Genomic DNA, 16,142 nt, shown 5'->3' with positions numbered 1-16,142 from the left:
GGCCGGATGGACTTGGGCCGGCCAGAACCCGATCTGATCATCTTCGACTGCGACGGCGTGCTCGTCGACAGCGAGCTCTTGAGCTGTCGCTGCTTGTCCGAGGTGCTGGCCGAATTCGGTCTCGTGCTCAGCGAGGAGCAGGCGCTCGAGCTGTTCCTCGGGCGTAGCACCAGGGCGGTCGAGCAGCACTACCGCGATCTCGGTCAGATCGTGCCGGATGGCTTCCTGCCGCGATTGAAGTCGCGTGTGCTGGAGACGTTTGCCGTATCGCTCGAACCGATCTCCGGAGTAGAGGCCGTGATCTCGGGGCTGACCGTGCCGTTCTGCGTGGCCTCGTCCAGCGACATCGACCGCGTCTCGCTCTCGCTCGACGTCACCGGTCTTCGGGCACATTTCGGCGACCGGATCTACACTGCGCAGATGGTCAGGCACGGCAAGCCGGCGCCCGATCTCTTTCTCCATGCAGCCGAGAATATGCGCACACCGCCCTCACGCACGCTGGTGATCGAGGACAGCGTCAGCGGCGTGCAGGCGGGCAAGACGGCCGGCATGACCGTCTGGGGATTTGTCGGCGGCGGCCATTATCGCAGCCGCGACGGCCGGGCTATATTGTCCGCCGCCGGGGCCGATCGGGTCTTCGCGCGCATGAGCGATTTCTGGGAGATGTAAGCCGGCATGGCCGCCGAGAACGACAAGTCGAGACTCGACGACGCCGCGCGTGCCGGCTGGCTCTATTTCATTGCCGGCCACACCCAGGACGAGATCGCAAAGATGCTCCAGGTCTCGCGCGCCTCGGCGCAGCGGCTGGTCTCGCTCTGCCTCGCCGAGCGGCTCATCACCTTCCGGCTCGAACATCCCATCGCCGCCTGCATGGAACTGGCGGCGCGCCTGAAGCAACGGTTCAACCTCGTTCATTGCGAGGTGGTGCCGGCCGATCCTGCCGCGCCGCAGGCAACCGCAGGCATTGCCGAGCGCTGCGCCAATTTGCTCGATTCCACGCTGCGTTCGGAGACGCCCGTCATCGTCGCGCTCGGCACGGGCAGGGCAGTGCGCGCCGCGGTCGAGCGTGTCACGCCGATCGACCGGCCCAATCACCAGATCGTCTCGCTGGTCGGCAACATCTCGGCCGACGGCTCGGCGAGCTTCTACGACACCGTCGGCCGGCTCGCCGACCGCACCGGCGCGCGGCACTATCCGATGCCGCTGCCGTTCTTGATGTCGTCGGAGGACGAGCGCAACAAGATGGTGCGCATAGAGCCGATCGCGAAGGTCAAGGCGGTCGCGGCCAGGGCTGATCTGCGTCTCGTCGGCATCGGCCAGATGGACCAGAAGGCGCAGGTGCACGTCGACGGCTTCGTCACCCGCGACGAATTGTTCGAGATGATGCGCCTGGGGGCGATCGGGGAGATCACGGGCTGGGCCTATGATGCCAAGGGACGCCTGCTCAAGGCCGGTACCAACAAGCGCCTCACCAGCATCCCGCCGGAAGTGCCGGCGAAGACCACGACCATCGGCGCCGCGGTCGGCGCCGCCAAGGTCCCGGCGATTGCAGCCGCGCTGAGCGGCGGCCTGATCAACGGGCTGATCACCGACGAAGCGACGGCAAGGGCGATTCTGGAGCGGTAGGGGCGCGATCCCTCCACTTGCTCCGCTGTCATCGTCCGCGAAGGCGGACGATCCAGTACGCCGCGGCCTAACTCGGGGCAAACAACTCACTGCACGGAGTGCTGGATGCCCCGCCGGAGCCTGTCATCGGGCTCGCCGTAGGCGAGACCCGGTGGCGGGGCATGACAGTCGTGGGTGGGGCACTGACCTTCCATCCCTCCCGCACCGCAGCACTCATAAGTTGCTGGAACGCCCTCGCGACTGCTTGACAAGCACCGTGCCTGCGTTGAACATACGCTCAACGCGTGGGCATATGCTCAAAAGCGCGAATCCAAGGGAGGTCACCGTGAAACACGTCCTCGGCGCCGTCTGCGGCGCGTCTGTTCTGCTGGCCGTCCCCGCGATGGCCGAAACGACCCTGACCATCGCCACCGTCAACAATGGCGACATGATCCGCATGCAGGGGCTGACGGGTGAATTCACCAAGAAGAACCCTGACATCACCGTGAAATGGGTGACGCTGGAGGAGAACGTGCTGCGCCAGCGCGTGACCACCGACATCGCCACCAAGGGCGGCCAGTTCGACGTCCTCACCATCGGCACCTATGAGGTGCCGATCTGGGCCAAGAAGGGCTGGCTGGTGCCGCTCGCCAATCTCGGCGCCGATTACGACGTCGCCGACCTCCTGCCGAAGATCAAGGATGCGGTCTCCGCCGACGGCAAGCTCTACGCCGCGCCGTTCTATGGCGAGAGCTCGATGGTGATGTACCGCACCGACCTGTTCGAGAAGGCCGGCCTGAAGATGCCGGAAAAGCCGACCTGGGACTTCGTGATCGACGCCGCCAAGAAGCTGACCGACAAGAACGCCGGCACCTACGGCATCTGCCTGCGCGGCAAGGCGGGGTGGGGCGAGAACATGGCCTTCCTCTCGGCGATGGCCAATTCCTACGGCGCGCGCTGGTTCGACGAGAAGTGGGAGCCGCAGTTCAACACGCCGGAATGGAAGACGACGCTCACCACCTATGTGAACCTGATGAAGGAAGCCGGCCCGCCCGGCGCGAGCTCCAACGGCTTCAACGAGAATCTCGCGCTGTTCAACGCCGGCAAATGCGCGATGTGGATCGATGCCACGGTCGCGGCGTCCTTCGTCACCAACCCGAAGGATTCCAAGGTCGCCGACAAGGTCGGCTTCGCGCTCGCGCCCAACACCGGGCTCGGCAAGAACGCCAACTGGCTGTGGGCCTGGAACCTCGCGATCCCGGCCGGCTCCAAGAAGACGGAAGCTGCCGAGAAGTTCATCGCCTGGGCAACCAGCAAGGACTACACCAAGCTGGTGGCGTCGAAGGAGGGCTGGGCCAACGTGCCGCCTGGCACGCGCACCTCGCTCTACGAGAACCCGGACTATCTGAAGGTCGCGCCGTTCGCCAAGCTGACGCTGGCCTCGATCGACGCCGCCGATCCCAACAAGCCGACTGTGAAGCCGGTGCCTTACGTCGGCGTGCAATACGCCGCGATCCCCGAATTCCAGGGCATCGGCACCCAGGTGGGCCAGCAGTTCTCGGCGGCGCTCGCGGGATCGACCACGGTCGACGCGGCGCTCTCGGCCGCCCAATCCGCAACCGAGCGCGAGATGAAGCGCGCCGGCTACATCAAGTGAACCCGAGCTCTCCCTCCTGAGCTCAAACTTGCGGCCATCCACCTATCCCCGGACGGATGGCCGCCTTCTTCTTCCCGGCAGAGGAGAAGCCAGGGATGGCAACCCGGCAGACGCAATTCCTTGCACGGTCGCTCCTGACCCCGGCCGTCGGGCTGCTGTTCATCTGGATGATCGTCCCGCTGGCGCTGACGATCTATTTCTCGACGCTGCATTACAGCCTGCTCGATCCCGGCTCGGAAGAATTCATCGGGCTGGAAAACTTCCGCTACTTCCTCACCGATCCCGCCTTCCTCGCCTCGCTCCGGAACACGCTGGTGCTGGTCGGCTCGGTGCTGGCGCTGACCATCCTGCTCGGCATTCCCCTGGCGCTGCTGCTCGACCAGCCCGTGGTGGGGCGCAACTTCGTGCGGCTGATGGTGATCGCGCCGTTCTTCGTGATGCCGACGGTGAGTGCGCTGGTCTGGAAGAACCTGTTGATGCACCCGGTGTCCGGCCTGTTTGCCTGGCTGGCAAAACTGGTCGGACTGACGCCGGTCGACTGGTTCAACGACGTGCCGCTGTTCTCGGTGATCCTGATCGTGGCCTGGCAGTGGCTGCCGTTTGCGACGCTGATCCTGCTCACCGCGCTGCAATCGCTCGACGAGGAGCAGAAGGAGGCCGCCGAGATGGACGGCGCCAGCGCCGTCTCGACCTTCATCTACATCACGCTGCCGCATCTGGCGCGCCCCATCACGGTGGTGATCCTGATCGAAACCATCTTCCTGCTGACGGTGTTCGCCGAGATCTTCGTCACCACCGGCGGCGGACCGGGCCTGCAGACCACCAACATCGCCTTCCTGATCTACGCGCAGGCGCTGATCCAGTTCGACGTCGGCAGCGCCTCGGCCGGCGGGCTCGTCGCGGTGGTAATCGCCAACATCGTCGCCTTCTTCCTCGTCCGCATCGTCGGCCGCAACCTGGAGGCCTGAAGTCATGGCGCGAATGGCGACGACACGGCGGGTGGTGATATCGACGGCCATGGCCTGGCTGTTCGGCTTCCTGATCTTCTTCCCGATCCTGTGGATGGTGCTGGCGAGCTTCAAGACCGAGCTCGAGGCCTTCGCCATTCCGCCGTCCTTCCTGTTCTTCCACTGGACCATCGAGAACTATGCCACGGTGCAGGAGCGCAGCGACTATTTCCACCACGCGATGAACTCGATCATCATCGCCGGCGGCTCGACGCTGATTGCGTTGCTGATCGCAATCCCCGCGGCCTGGTCGATGGCGTTCTCGCCGACCAAGCGCACCAAGGACATCCTGCTCTGGATGCTCTCGACCAAGATGATGCCGCCCGTCGGCGTGCTGGTGCCGATCTACCTGATCTACAAGACGTTCGGTCTGCTCGATTCCCGCATCGGCCTGGTCTTCATCCTCTGCCTCGGGAACTTGCCGATCGTGATCTGGATGCTGTTCACCTATTTCAAGGAGATCCCGCGCGATATCTTAGAGGCCGCGCGCATGGACGGCGCCACCATCGGCCGCGAACTGGTCTATGTGCTGACGCCGATGGCGATCCCGGGGCTCGCCTCGACCTTGCTGCTGAACCTGATCCTGGCCTGGAACGAGGCGTTCTGGACGCTCAACCTGTCGACCTCGCACGCTGCGCCGCTGACCACGTTCATCGCCTCCTATTCGGGCCCGGAAGGGCTGTTCTGGGCAAAACTGTCGGCGGCGTCCACGCTGGCGATCGCGCCCATTCTCGTCCTCGGTTGGTTTAGCCAGAAGCAGCTCGTGCGCGGGCTCACCTTTGGCGCGGTGAAGTAAGAGGGGCTGCCATGGGTCAGATCACACTTCAGGGCGTGCAGAAATCCTTCGGCCCCGTGCACATCATCAAGGGCGCCGACCTCGACATCGCCGATGGCTCCTTCGTGGTGTTCGTCGGTCCATCCGGCTGCGGCAAGACCACGCTGCTGCGGCTGATCGCCGGGCTCGAAGACGTCAGCGGCGGCAAGATCCTGATCGACGGCAAGAACGTCGTCGATACGCCGCCGGCCAAGCGCGGACTGTCGATGGTGTTCCAGTCCTATGCGCTCTATCCGCATATGAGCGTGCGCGGCAATATCGGCTTCGGCCTCAAGATGGTGGGGCTGCCGAAGGACGAGATCAATCGCAAGGTCGAGGCGGCCGCCGCGACGCTCAACCTCACGCCCTATCTCGACCGCAAGCCGCGCGAGCTCTCCGGCGGCCAGCGCCAGCGCGTCGCGATCGGCCGTGCCATCGTCCGCGAGCCCAAGGCGTTCCTGTTCGACGAGCCGCTGTCCAATCTCGACGCGGCGCTGCGCGTGCAGATGCGCATCGAGGTGACGCGGCTGCAGAAGCAGCTCGGCACCACCGCGATCTACGTCACCCACGACCAGGTCGAGGCCATGACCATGGCCGACAAGATCGTCGTGCTCAACGGCGGCAAGATCGAGCAATACGGCTCGCCGTTGGAGCTCTATGAGCGGCCCGCCAACCTCTTCGTCGCCGGCTTCATCGGCTCGCCCAAGATGAATTTCGTCACCGGCGAGCTCGCCCTGCAACGCGGTGCCGCCACGATCGGCGTGCGCCCGGAGCATCTGAAGATCGAGCGGGACGGCGGAGGGGGCTGGCAGGGAACGATCTCGGTGGCCGAGCATCTCGGCAGCGACACCTTCCTTTACGTCGATGCCGGTCCGCTCGGCATGTTGACGGCGCGCTACATCGGCGAATTGAGCCTGCACGCCGGCGACCGCGTCTCGCTGGTGCCGGATCCCCAGCGCATTCACCGCTTCGACAGCGGCGGCAATGCCCTTCGAGGCTAACAAGAAACGGCAAGAAACGGAAAGACCACCATGTACCTGGAAAAATTCAAGCTGAGCGGCAAGACCGCATTCATCACCGGTGGCGGGCAGGGCATCGGCCTTGGCTGCGCCGAGGCGCTGGCCGAGGCCGGCGCCCGGGTCGTGATCGGCGACCGTGACAGCAAGGTCGCCGACAGCGCGAAAGCCGAACTGAAAGCGAAAGGCTATGACATCGAGACCGCGATCATGGACGTCACCGACACCAGGCGCGTGGCCGAGGTCGCGAACGATCTCGTCGCCCGCCACGGCAGGGTCGACATCCTCGTCAACAATGCCGGCATCGCGCGCAGCGAGACGCCGGCGGAGACCGTCACCGACGAGCACTGGCTCAACGTCATCGACGTCAATCTCAACGGCACCTTCTGGTGCTGCCGCGAGTTCGGCAAGCACATGCTGAAGGCGAAAAGCGGCGCCATCGTCAATGTCGGCTCGATGTCCGGCTTCATCGTCAACAAGCCGCAGGAGCAGTGCTTCTACAACGCCTCCAAGGCCGCCGTGCACCATCTGACCAAGTCGCTGGCCGCCGAATGGGGCGCGCGCGGCATCCGCGTCAACGCGGTGGCGCCGACCTACATCGAGACCCCGCTCAATGCCTTCGTGAAGAGCAATCCGAAGATGTACGACGCCTGGATCGGTGGAACCCCGATGGCGCGGATGGGGCAGGTCGAGGAGATCGCCTCCGTCGTGCTGTTCCTCTCATCCGAGGCCGCGAGCCTGATGACCGGCAGCATCGTGCTGGTGGATGGCGGCTACACTTGCTGGTAGGCTTACCGTCAAAACTGACGAGAGCTTCCGGGAGCGACAATGCCGCGAGCGTATATCGGCGTCGATGTGGGGACCACGAGCACACGGGCAGGGGTGTTTGACGAGGCCGGTACCTTGCTTGCCACCGCCAGGCATCCGATCCGGATCTGGCATGAGGCCGGCGACATCGTCGAGCAGTCATCCCAGGACATCTGGGAGGCCTGCGTCAAATCGGTGCGGGCGGCGATGGCGGAAGCAGCGATTGCGCCCGACAGCATCGGCGGCATCGGTTTCGACGCGACCTGTTCCCTTGTGGTGCTTGATCCGCAAGGCGAGCCGCTCACCGTCAGCGCCTCCGGAGAGGCGCAGCGCAATGTCATCGTCTGGATGGACCACCGCGCCACGGCCGAGGCGCGGCTGATCAACGAGACCGAGGATGCCGTGCTGCGCTATGTCGGCGGCTCGATCTCGCCCGAGATGGAGATGCCGAAGCTGCTATGGCTGAAACGGCATCTGCGCGCGAGTTTTGACGCCGCCGGTCACTTCTTCGATCTGGCCGACTATCTGACCTGGCGCGCGACCGGTTCGCTGCAGCGCTCGACCTGCACCGTCACCTGCAAGTGGAACTATCTGGCGCATGACGGCGGCGGCTGGAGCGCGCCGTTCTTCAAGCGCATCGGTCTGTCCGACTTCGTCGCCGAGAAATACGCCCGCATCGGCACCGAGATCGTCGCGCCCGGTACGCGCCTCGGTACGGGTCTCACGCCGGCGGCCGCAGCCGAGCTCGGCCTGACGCCGGGCACCCCGGTCGGCGCCTCGCTGATCGACGCCCATGCCGGCGGTATCGGCGCGATCGGAGGGCGTGACGGGGCGGGCGGCGCGGCCGATGTCAGTGACCGGCTCGCCTACATCATGGGAACGTCGGCCTGCATCATGGCGACGACGAAGGAGCCATGCTTCGTGCCGGGCGTATGGGGGCCCTATTATTCCGGCATGGTGCCGGAGTTCTGGCTCAACGAGGGCGGGCAATCGGCGGCGGGCGCTGCGATCGACCATCTGCTCAAGTCGCATCCCGGCCACACTGATGCGAGCGCGGCGGCGCGCAGCGAAGGCCTCGACCTCATCGATTTCCTCGAACGCCGCATCATCGCGCGCGCCGGCGATGCCAGCCGCGCCGCGCTGCTCGCGCGTGACGTCCATGTGCTGCCCGAATTCATCGGCAACCGCTCACCCTATGCCGATCCTGATACGCGCGCGGTGATCGCCGGTCTCGATCTCGACACCGATATCGCCTCGATGGAGCGGCTGTTCGTCGCCGGTCTCTGCGGTCTCGCCTATGGCCTTGCCGAGGTGATCGAGGCCTTTGCGGCGCATGGGGTCCGCTCCAGCATCATGATCATGGGCGGGGGTGCCAGCCGCAGCCCGCTGGTGCGGCAGATCATGGCCGACACGACCGGCCTCACGGTCGCGCTGCCGCAGACCCGGGAGCCGGTGCTGCTGGGCGCGGCCATGCTCGGGGCGGTCGCCGGCGGCGCCTATGCCTCGATCGGCGAGACCATGGCCAGGATGTCGGCGCTGGGACGCAAGAGCGAGCCGACCGCGCCCGACATGGCCGCCTTTCACACGCGCAAGCGTGAGGTCTACAAGCTGCTGCGCGAGGTCGATCGCGGCAGCCGTGCCGCGATGGCTGACATCGCCAGAGGTTGAAGAGACATGATGATTGCCAGCGGCGACGCGCTGATCGATTTCGTGCCGACGCGAAACATGGAGGGGCGCGAGGCCGTGATGCCCGCGGTCGGCGGCTCATGCCTGAACGTCGCGATCGGCATGGCGCGGCTGGGCGCGCCGACCGGCTTCGTCGGCGGCATCTCGACCGACCTGTTCGGGCGGATGATCGCAGACCACGCAATCGCCTCGCATGTCGCGCTCGATCTCGCCACCCGCAGCGATCACCAGACCACGCTCGCCTTCGTGCGGATCATCGCAGGCGAGTCGCACTACGCCTTCTACGATGCCGAGACCGCGACGCGGAGCTGGACCTACCGGCGCGGGTCCGTTCCCTTCGATATGGTCGAGGCCCTCCATGTCGGCTCGACCACGCTGGTCAACGACCAGGGAGCTGCCGAAACCAAAGCCCTGATCGCAGACGCGCGGGCCGCATCGACGATCTCCTTCGATCCGAACTGCCGCCCCAATCTGGTGAAGGACAAGCCGGCCTATCTCGCGCGGATGGCGGAGTTCGCGGGAAGCGCCGATCTCATCAAGATGTCGGATGTCGATTTCGCCTATCTCTTCGGAGACGAACCCTATCATCAGCGCGCGAGCGCGCTGCTGGGGCAGGGCACGAGCCTCGTCGTCATCACCCGCGGCAACAACGGCGCCATCGCCTGGCATGCGGCCGCGGGGCAGATCGAAGTCGCCGCGCCAAAGGTCGTGGTCGCTGATACCATCGGCGCCGGCGACAGCTTTCAGGCCGCGCTGCTGTTCGCCCTGCACAAGCAGGGCCGCATCGCGCGCGAGCGGCTCAAGGACATCAGCACTGAGGAGCTTCGCCGCGCGCTCTCCTTTGCCGCCAATTGCGCCGGCCTGACCTGCACCCGCCCGGGCGCCGATCCGCCCTGGAGCCATGAGATCGGCTGGAGCCCGTAGCGCTGCTTCACATCCGCGCGACGGCCTTCTCGGCGCATTTGATGAAGGTTTCGATCAGCGGGCTCTGCGAATCCCGCCGCCAGCACACCGCGATGTCGAGGGAGTCGGTGGCGTCGCGCAGCGGCCGGAACACGATGCCGCGCGGCGCGCCGAGCTGCGCGCAGGCGGGCAGGATGGCAAAACCTTCACCGGCGAGAACCAGGCTCATCGCCGAATGCACCGTCTCCACCCGGCTCGCGATCGGCATCACCACCTGGTGCCGGCGCAGCAGGGGGACCACGGCCGACGATGCGGGACCATGGTCCGGATGCGGCAGCGCGATCAGCGGACGGCCGTGCAGCCGGGCCATCGGCACGGAGCTGAGGCGCGCGAGCGGCGAGCTGGCCGGCATCGCCAGCATGAAGCGCTGCGCACCGATCCGCGCTACCTGGATCTCGGGATGGTTGATCGCCGGCATGCACAGCGCGACCGTGACGCTGCGATCGAGCACCCGGGCCTCGCGTGTCGATGCGCTGAGCTCGGCGAACTCCAGGTCGACGCCGGGCACCGAGCGGCGCAGCTCGGGGATCAGCCGCGGCAGGATCGCATTGGCCAGCACGAACATGTAGCCGACCGAGAGCCGCCCGCGCTTGCCGGATGCGACCGCGCGCGCGGCCTCGATGCCGTCGGCCGCCAGCGCCAGCGCTTCGCTGGCGCGCACCAGCAGCGCCTGGCCCGCCTCGGTCAGGTCCATGCCGCGGGTGCCGCGGCGGAACAGCGGCGCGCCGACCTCGGCCTCGAGCTTGCGGATCTGCACCGAGAGCGGCGGCTGCGCCATCCGCAGCCGCTCGGCGGCCTTGCCGACGCTGCGCGCCTCGGCGACGGCGACGAAATAGCGGAGCCGGCGAAGATCCATTGGCATACCGAAAACGTATGAGTTGGCGACCAAAATCGTATTGGACGACGAGTTAACAAAACTGTCATTCTCGCTGTCAATGCCTGCCAACGGTGGCGGGCTTTCGGAGCGTGATGTGACGATGAACGGCGATCCCTGTCTGCTGTCCGCGACCGAGCTGCGCGGCCTCATCGCCGCTAGGAAGATTTCCCCCGTCGAGATCGTCAGTGCCGTGCTCGCCCGCGCCGAGGCGCTCCAGGGCGAGCTGAACTGCTTCATCACGATCTGCGGCGACGAGGCGATGGCGCAGGCCCGCGCCGCCGAGCGCAAAATGATGGCGGGCGAACAGCTCGGCCTGCTCCACGGCATCCCCGTCACCGTCAAGGACATCGTCAACACCCGCGGCGTCAAGACCACCTTCGGCGCCGTTCCCTACAGGGACAATGTGCCGACCGAGGATGCCGTGGCGGTGGCGCGGCTCCGCAGGGCAGGCGCGATCCTGATCGGCAAGACCACGACGCCGGAATTCGGCAGCAAGTGCCTGACGGATTCGCCGCTGTTCGGCCGCACGCGCAATGCCTGGGACGCCTGCCGCTCCTCCGGCGGCTCCAGCGGCGGCGCGGCGGTGGCGGTGGCGAGCGGCATCGCGCCGCTGGCGATTGCGACCGACGGCGGCGGCTCGACCCGGATTCCCGCCGCCTGCAACGGCGTGGTGGGCCTGAAGCAGAGCAACGGCGTGATCCCGCACAGCCAGGCCCTCGATGTCTTCGGCAACCAGACCTATGTCACGCCGACCACCCGCACCGTCGCCGACACCGCGCTGATGATGCAGGCGATGGCCGGCGAGGATGCTATCGATCCCTGGTCGATCGGCGTGCCCGTGCCTGACTTCATCGGCACCGCCGCCCCGCGCGGCGACCTGCGCGGGCTGCGGATCCTGTATTGCCTGACGCCGCCGGGCCGCCCCGTCTCCGCCGAGGTCGCCGCCAATTTCAAGGCGAGTCTCGACCGGCTGGCCGGGCTCGGCGCCGAGCTCGAGGAATTCTCCGGCGAGGGCTTTGACATCGAGCCGATCTGGCGCGCCATCAACCACACCGTTTGGCGCACGCGCTTTGCCAAGCTCGCGGCCGAGCACGGCGACGAGCTGAGCGAGGCCTTTCTCAAGCAGCTCGCGCTCGCCACCGAGGTCAGCGGCGTCGACTACCAGGAGGCGATGTTCGCGCGCACCGCGCTGTTCCGCCGCGTGCAATCCCTGCTTGCGCGTGGGCACTTTCTGGCGATGCCGACGCTCACCCGCACGGCGCTGCCGATCAAGCAGGATCTGTTCGGCAGCATCGAGATCGACGGGGCGCATTTCGACAGCGTCCGGCCGAACTGGTTCCCTTGGACCATGCCGTTCAACATGACCGGGCATCCCGCCGTCAGCCTTCCCTCAGGCTTTGCCCGCGACGGCCTGCCGATCGGGCTTCAGCTGGTCGGCCGCTTCCGGGGTGATGCGGACTTGCTGCGCGTCAGCGCACTGTTCGAGGCCTCGAGCGGCCTCCTGTCCCGCTGGCCGGAATGACGTCATGCGCACGCAGCAAAGCCCTTGCCTCGGCGGTCCGGACATGTTGATCGTTCGACGGATGAGCCCTGAAGCCGAGCGCACATGAGCGTCTTTGTCCTAATGCGGCATGGTGCCCGCAACCTCCTCGGTGTCGTCCTGGCGAAAGCCAGGACCCATACCGCGGAATTTATCGGTGACGGGCGGTGCCAGTATCGGACGACCAATCTTCGCCAAATTGCTCCCTGGGGTAATGGGTCCTGGCTTTCGCCAGGACGACGTCGGAGTTGGAGCACATGAGCGTCTTTGTCCTCCGACGTCTGTTGACCCTGCTGGCGACGCTGGTCGGCGCATCGCTGATCATTTTCCTGGTGCTGGATGCGCTGCCGGGCAATGCCGCGCAGATGCTGATGGGGGCCGACGCCTCGCCGGACGCGGTGCGCGCGCTCACCGTCAAGCTCGGGCTCGACCAGCCGCTTCCCGTCCGCTACCTGCAATGGATCAAGGGCCTCGTCGTCGGCGATCTCGGCAATTCCTACGTCTACGGCACGCCGGTTGCGAGCCTGATCGCGGAGCGGCTGGTGCTCACCATTCCGCTCGCGATCATGGCCATGACGATCACGGTGACGCTGGCGCTCTCGGCCGGTATTTACACCGCTGCCAACCACAACAAGCTCGGCGACGTCGGCGTGATGTCGCTGACGCAAGTGGGCATCGCGCTGCCGAATTTCTGGTTCGCGATCCTGCTGGTGCTGTTGTTCGCGGTGCGGCTGCAATGGCTTTCGGCCGGCGGCTTCGCCGGCTGGGAGGACGGCATCTGGCCCGGCATCAAGTCGCTGCTGCTCCCGGCGATCTCGCTCGCGGTGGTTCAGGCCGCGATCCTCGCCCGCGTCACCCGCTCGGCGGTTCTGGAAGTGCTGCGCGAAGATTTCGTCCGCACCGCCCGCGCCAAGGGGCTCGGCAAACGCGAGGTGCTGTGGAGCCACGTGCTGCGTAACGCCATGATCCCCGTGATGACCGTGATGGGTCTGCAATTCGCCAATCTGCTCGCCGGCACCATCGTGATCGAGAACGTGTTCTATTTGCCGGGCCTCGGCCGGCTGATCTTCCAGTCGATCGCCAACCGCGACCTGATCGTGGTGCGAAATTGCGTGATGCTGCTGGCGACCATGGTCGTCATCGTCAATTTCGTCGTCGACGTGCTCTATGCCTTCATCGATCCCCGCATCAAGGTGCACGACCTGTGAGCGCGCCGGTGACCACCTCCATTGACGCACCCGTCGCGACGCGCCGTCTGCCGGCCAAAACCTTCTGGGGCCGCGCGCTGCGCCATCGCAGTTTTGTCCTCGGCGGCGCACTCAGCCTGCTGGTGCTCGCTTCCGCGCTATTGTCGCTGGTCTGGACGCCGTGGTCGCCTTACGAGATCGACATCGCCTCAAAGCTCCGGCCGCCCTCGGCCGCGCATTGGCTCGGCACCGATTCCTTCGGCCGCGATATCGTCTCGCTGCTGCTCGCCGGCGCCCGCTCCACCATCATGGTCGGCATCATCGCCGTCAGCATCGGTCTCACCTTCGGCGTCTGTCTCGGCCTGATCGCCTCTGCCAAGCGGGGCTGGACCGAAGAGATCATCATGCGCTTCTCCGACTTCACCTTTGCCTTTCCGGCCGTGCTGTCCGCGATCATGCTCGCCGCGGTCGTCGGGCCCGGCATGGTGACCTCGATCGTCGCGATCGGCATCTTCCAGATCCCGACCTTGACCCGGCTGACGCGCGGCTCGGCCAACGCGATCTGGGCGCGCGAATTCGTGCTGGCCGCGCGCGCCTCGGGGAAAGGAAAATTCCGCATCACCATCGAGCACGTGCTGCCCAATATCCTGTCGATCCTGATCGTGCAGGTCACCATCCAGTTCGCGCTCGCCATTCTCGCGGAGGCCGCGCTGTCCTATCTCGGTCTCGGCACGCAGCCGCCGCAACCATCCTGGGGGCGGATGCTGAACGATGCGCAGACGCTGCTGTTCCAGTCGCCGATGCTCGCGGTCTATCCGGGCGCGGCGATTGCGATCGCCGTGCTTGGCCTCAATCTTCTTGGCGACGGATTGCGCGACCTGCTCGATCCCAGACTGGCGCGGGAGCGATGACGATGGGCGAGCGCTCCAACATGCCGCTGATCGAGGTCGACAATCTCGGCGTCCGCCTCAACACCAGCCGCGGGCCGGCGCAGGCCGTGCGCGGCGTCAGCTTCGCGCTCAAGCGCGGCGAGACGCTCGGGCTCGTCGGCGAGTCCGGCTGCGGCAAGTCGGTCACCGCGATGTCGCTGATGGGCCTGCTGCCTGACAGCGCGCTCGTCACGGGCAGCATCAGGCTCGACGGCAACGATCTCGCGGGCTTGCCGGATGCGGATTACTGCCGCCTGCGCGGCAACCGCATCAGCATGATCTTCCAGGAGCCGATGACCGCGCTCAACCCGATGCACACGATCGGCAACCAGGTCGCCGAGCCGCTGCGGCGTCACAAGAAATATTCGGCGGCGCAGGCGCGGAAAGAGGCGATCGCCTTGCTCGACCGTGTCGGGCTGCCCGATCCGGCGCGTCGCGTCGATGCCTATCCGCACCAGTTCTCCGGCGGCCAGCGCCAGCGCATCACCATCGCCATGGCGCTCGCCTGCGAGCCCGATTTGCTGATCGCGGACGAGCCGACCACCGCGCTCGACGTCACCATCCAGGGCCAGATTCTCGACCTCATCGCCGATCTCGTCGAGGAGCGCGGCATGTCGATGATCCTGATCTCGCACGATCTCGGCGTCATCGCCGAGAACGTGCAGCGCATGATGGTGATGTATGGCGGCACCGTCGTCGAGAGCGGGCCGACCGACGAGGTGTTCCGCCGCATGGGCCATCCCTACACGCAGGGCCTGTTCCGCGCCCGGCCGAAGCTCGGTGCGCGCAAGGGCACGCGGCTGAAGACGATCTCGGGCACGGTGCCGGAGTTGGCGGACCTTCCGGCCGGCTGCACTTTCTCGGAACGATGTCCGCTCGTGATCGATGCGTGCCGCGTCGCGCTGCCGCCGATGGTCGACGTCGGGCCCGGCCATTTCGTGCGCTGCATCCGAACGGATGTCTCGATGGCTGCGAATGTCGGAGCGCTGTCCGCATGAGCACCGCGCCTCTTCTCGACGTCAGGGATCTCGAGCAGCGCTACACGCTGCCGCGCGAGAGCCTGTTTCGTCCGCCCGGGCAGGTGCGCGCGCTCAACGGCGTCAGCGTGCAGGTCCATGCCGGCAAGAGCCTCGGCATCGTCGGCGAGTCCGGCTCGGGCAAGTCCACCTTCGCGCGCGTTGTGATGGCGCTGGAGCGGCCGACCTCGGGCCAGGTCGCGCTGCTCGGCCGCGATCTCAACCGCATCGCCCCCGGCGAGCTGCGGCGCGCCCGGCGCGATTTCCAGATGGTGTTCCAGGACCCCTACGGCTCACTCGATCCGCGCCAGACCATCGCGCGCATCGTCGCCGAGCCCTTGACCGTACTGGAAGGCGCCGACCGCACCACCTTCCGCGACCGCGTCGCCGCGGTGCTGCGCCAGGTCGGCCTGCGCGATGCCGACATGGACAAATATCCGCATGAATTTTCCGGCGGCCAGCGCCAGCGCATCGCGATTGCGCGGGCGCTGATCACCCAACCAAAACTGATCGTCGCCGACGAGCCGGTCTCCGCGCTCGACGTCTCCGTGCAGGCCCAGGTGCTCAACCTGATGCAGGACCTGCAGGAGCAGTTCGGCCTCAGCTACATCCTGATCAGCCACGACCTCGCCGTCGTTGATTATCTCTGCGACGAGGTCGCGGTGATGTATCTCGGCCGCATCGTCGAGCAGGGACGCCCCGAAGATCTTTTCGAGCGCTGCGCCCATCCCTATACGCGGGCGCTCTTGGATGCCGTGCCGCGGGCGCGCGCCGGGGGCGGCCGGCGCCGGCGCGGGGCCCAGGCGATCGCTTCGCAATCGGCGGCCGCGACCGGATGTCCCTATGTCGCGCGTTGCCCGCTTGCCGACCAGCATTGCCGCGAGGCCCTGCCTGAGCTACGCAAGGTGGGCGAGGGACACCTTGCCGCCTGTCACAAGGCGGAGGCCGTGATGGCGTTGCCGCTAGCCGCCATGGAAGGTTAGTGTTCGGAGCAGGATTGGCGTAGGCTTACGAAGACAGCAGGCTGGGGAGTTACGA

General features: G+C 66.4%; 15 protein-coding genes. 14 read left to right on the top strand and 1 reads right to left on the bottom strand.

Features of this window, described 5'->3' with window-relative positions; translation table 11 throughout:
* Positions 1-6: 6 nt before the first annotated feature.
* From JQ592_RS01085 to JQ592_RS01045, 9 genes are all read left to right on the top strand, one after another.
* Positions 7-669: an HAD family hydrolase gene (locus JQ592_RS01085; protein ID WP_211401080.1), complete on the top strand. Its 663-nt coding sequence runs from the start codon at positions 7-9 to the stop codon at positions 667-669.
* A gap of 6 nt (positions 670-675) precedes the next feature.
* On the top strand, positions 676-1,626 hold the full coding sequence (locus tag JQ592_RS01080) for a sugar-binding transcriptional regulator (protein WP_183241259.1): 951 nt from the start codon (positions 676-678) through the stop codon (positions 1,624-1,626).
* 292 nt (positions 1,627-1,918) lie between these two features.
* A complete protein-coding gene (locus tag JQ592_RS01075; protein WP_433996388.1) occupies positions 1,919-3,262 on the top strand; it encodes an ABC transporter substrate-binding protein in 1,344 nt (447 codons plus the stop codon).
* A gap of 95 nt (positions 3,263-3,357) precedes the next feature.
* On the top strand, positions 3,358-4,230 hold the full coding sequence (locus tag JQ592_RS01070) for a carbohydrate ABC transporter permease (protein WP_211401078.1): 873 nt from the start codon (positions 3,358-3,360) through the stop codon (positions 4,228-4,230).
* 4 nt (positions 4,231-4,234) lie between these two features.
* The gene (locus tag JQ592_RS01065; RefSeq protein WP_211401077.1) at positions 4,235-5,065 is read left to right on the top strand and encodes a carbohydrate ABC transporter permease; all 831 of its coding nucleotides are present in this window, start codon (positions 4,235-4,237) and stop codon (positions 5,063-5,065) included.
* Between the two features lie 11 nt (positions 5,066-5,076).
* A complete protein-coding gene (locus JQ592_RS01060) occupies positions 5,077-6,084 on the top strand; it encodes an ABC transporter ATP-binding protein (protein ID WP_211401076.1) in 1,008 nt (335 codons plus the stop codon).
* A gap of 30 nt (positions 6,085-6,114) precedes the next feature.
* The gene (locus JQ592_RS01055) at positions 6,115-6,888 is read left to right on the top strand and encodes an SDR family NAD(P)-dependent oxidoreductase (protein ID WP_211401075.1); all 774 of its coding nucleotides are present in this window, start codon (positions 6,115-6,117) and stop codon (positions 6,886-6,888) included.
* 39 nt (positions 6,889-6,927) lie between these two features.
* On the top strand, positions 6,928-8,574 hold the full coding sequence (locus JQ592_RS01050; RefSeq protein WP_211401074.1) for an FGGY-family carbohydrate kinase: 1,647 nt from the start codon (positions 6,928-6,930) through the stop codon (positions 8,572-8,574).
* A 6-nt stretch (positions 8,575-8,580) separates the two neighbouring features.
* A complete protein-coding gene (locus JQ592_RS01045; RefSeq protein WP_211401073.1) occupies positions 8,581-9,516 on the top strand; it encodes a carbohydrate kinase family protein in 936 nt (311 codons plus the stop codon).
* Positions 9,517-9,523: 7 nt separating this feature from the next.
* Here JQ592_RS01045 and JQ592_RS01040 read toward each other — a convergent pair whose 3' ends face one another.
* Positions 9,524-10,411: a LysR family transcriptional regulator gene (locus JQ592_RS01040; RefSeq protein WP_211401072.1), complete on the bottom strand. Its 888-nt coding sequence runs from the start codon at positions 10,409-10,411 to the stop codon at positions 9,524-9,526.
* Positions 10,412-10,532: 121 nt separating this feature from the next.
* On the opposite strand from JQ592_RS01040, the gene JQ592_RS01035 reads away from it, so the two are divergent.
* The 5 genes from JQ592_RS01035 (at position 10,533) to JQ592_RS01015 (ending at position 16,087) form a co-directional block, all read left to right on the top strand.
* Positions 10,533-11,954 (top strand): amidase, encoded by a 1,422-nt coding sequence (locus tag JQ592_RS01035; protein WP_211401733.1) that lies wholly within the window; start codon positions 10,533-10,535, stop codon positions 11,952-11,954.
* A 275-nt stretch (positions 11,955-12,229) separates the two neighbouring features.
* Positions 12,230-13,180: an ABC transporter permease gene (locus tag JQ592_RS01030; protein WP_211401071.1), complete on the top strand. Its 951-nt coding sequence runs from the start codon at positions 12,230-12,232 to the stop codon at positions 13,178-13,180.
* Complete coding sequence (locus JQ592_RS01025; protein WP_211401070.1) at positions 13,177-14,070, top strand: ABC transporter permease; 894 nt, start codon at positions 13,177-13,179, stop codon at positions 14,068-14,070. Before JQ592_RS01030 ends, JQ592_RS01025 begins: the two co-directional genes overlap by 4 nt.
* Before the next feature lie 2 nt (positions 14,071-14,072).
* The gene (locus JQ592_RS01020; RefSeq protein WP_211401069.1) at positions 14,073-15,086 is read left to right on the top strand and encodes an ABC transporter ATP-binding protein; all 1,014 of its coding nucleotides are present in this window, start codon (positions 14,073-14,075) and stop codon (positions 15,084-15,086) included.
* A complete protein-coding gene (locus tag JQ592_RS01015) occupies positions 15,083-16,087 on the top strand; it encodes an ABC transporter ATP-binding protein (protein ID WP_211401068.1) in 1,005 nt (334 codons plus the stop codon). The genes JQ592_RS01020 and JQ592_RS01015 overlap by 4 nt, the downstream gene beginning before the upstream one ends.
* The last annotated feature ends 55 nt before the right edge of the window (positions 16,088-16,142 follow it).

The sequence above is a fragment of the Bradyrhizobium iriomotense genome, from assembly GCF_018129405.1.
Taxonomy (GTDB): domain Bacteria; phylum Pseudomonadota; class Alphaproteobacteria; order Rhizobiales; family Xanthobacteraceae; genus Bradyrhizobium; species Bradyrhizobium iriomotense_B.
This window is presented reverse-complemented; position numbering and strand designations above follow the sequence as displayed.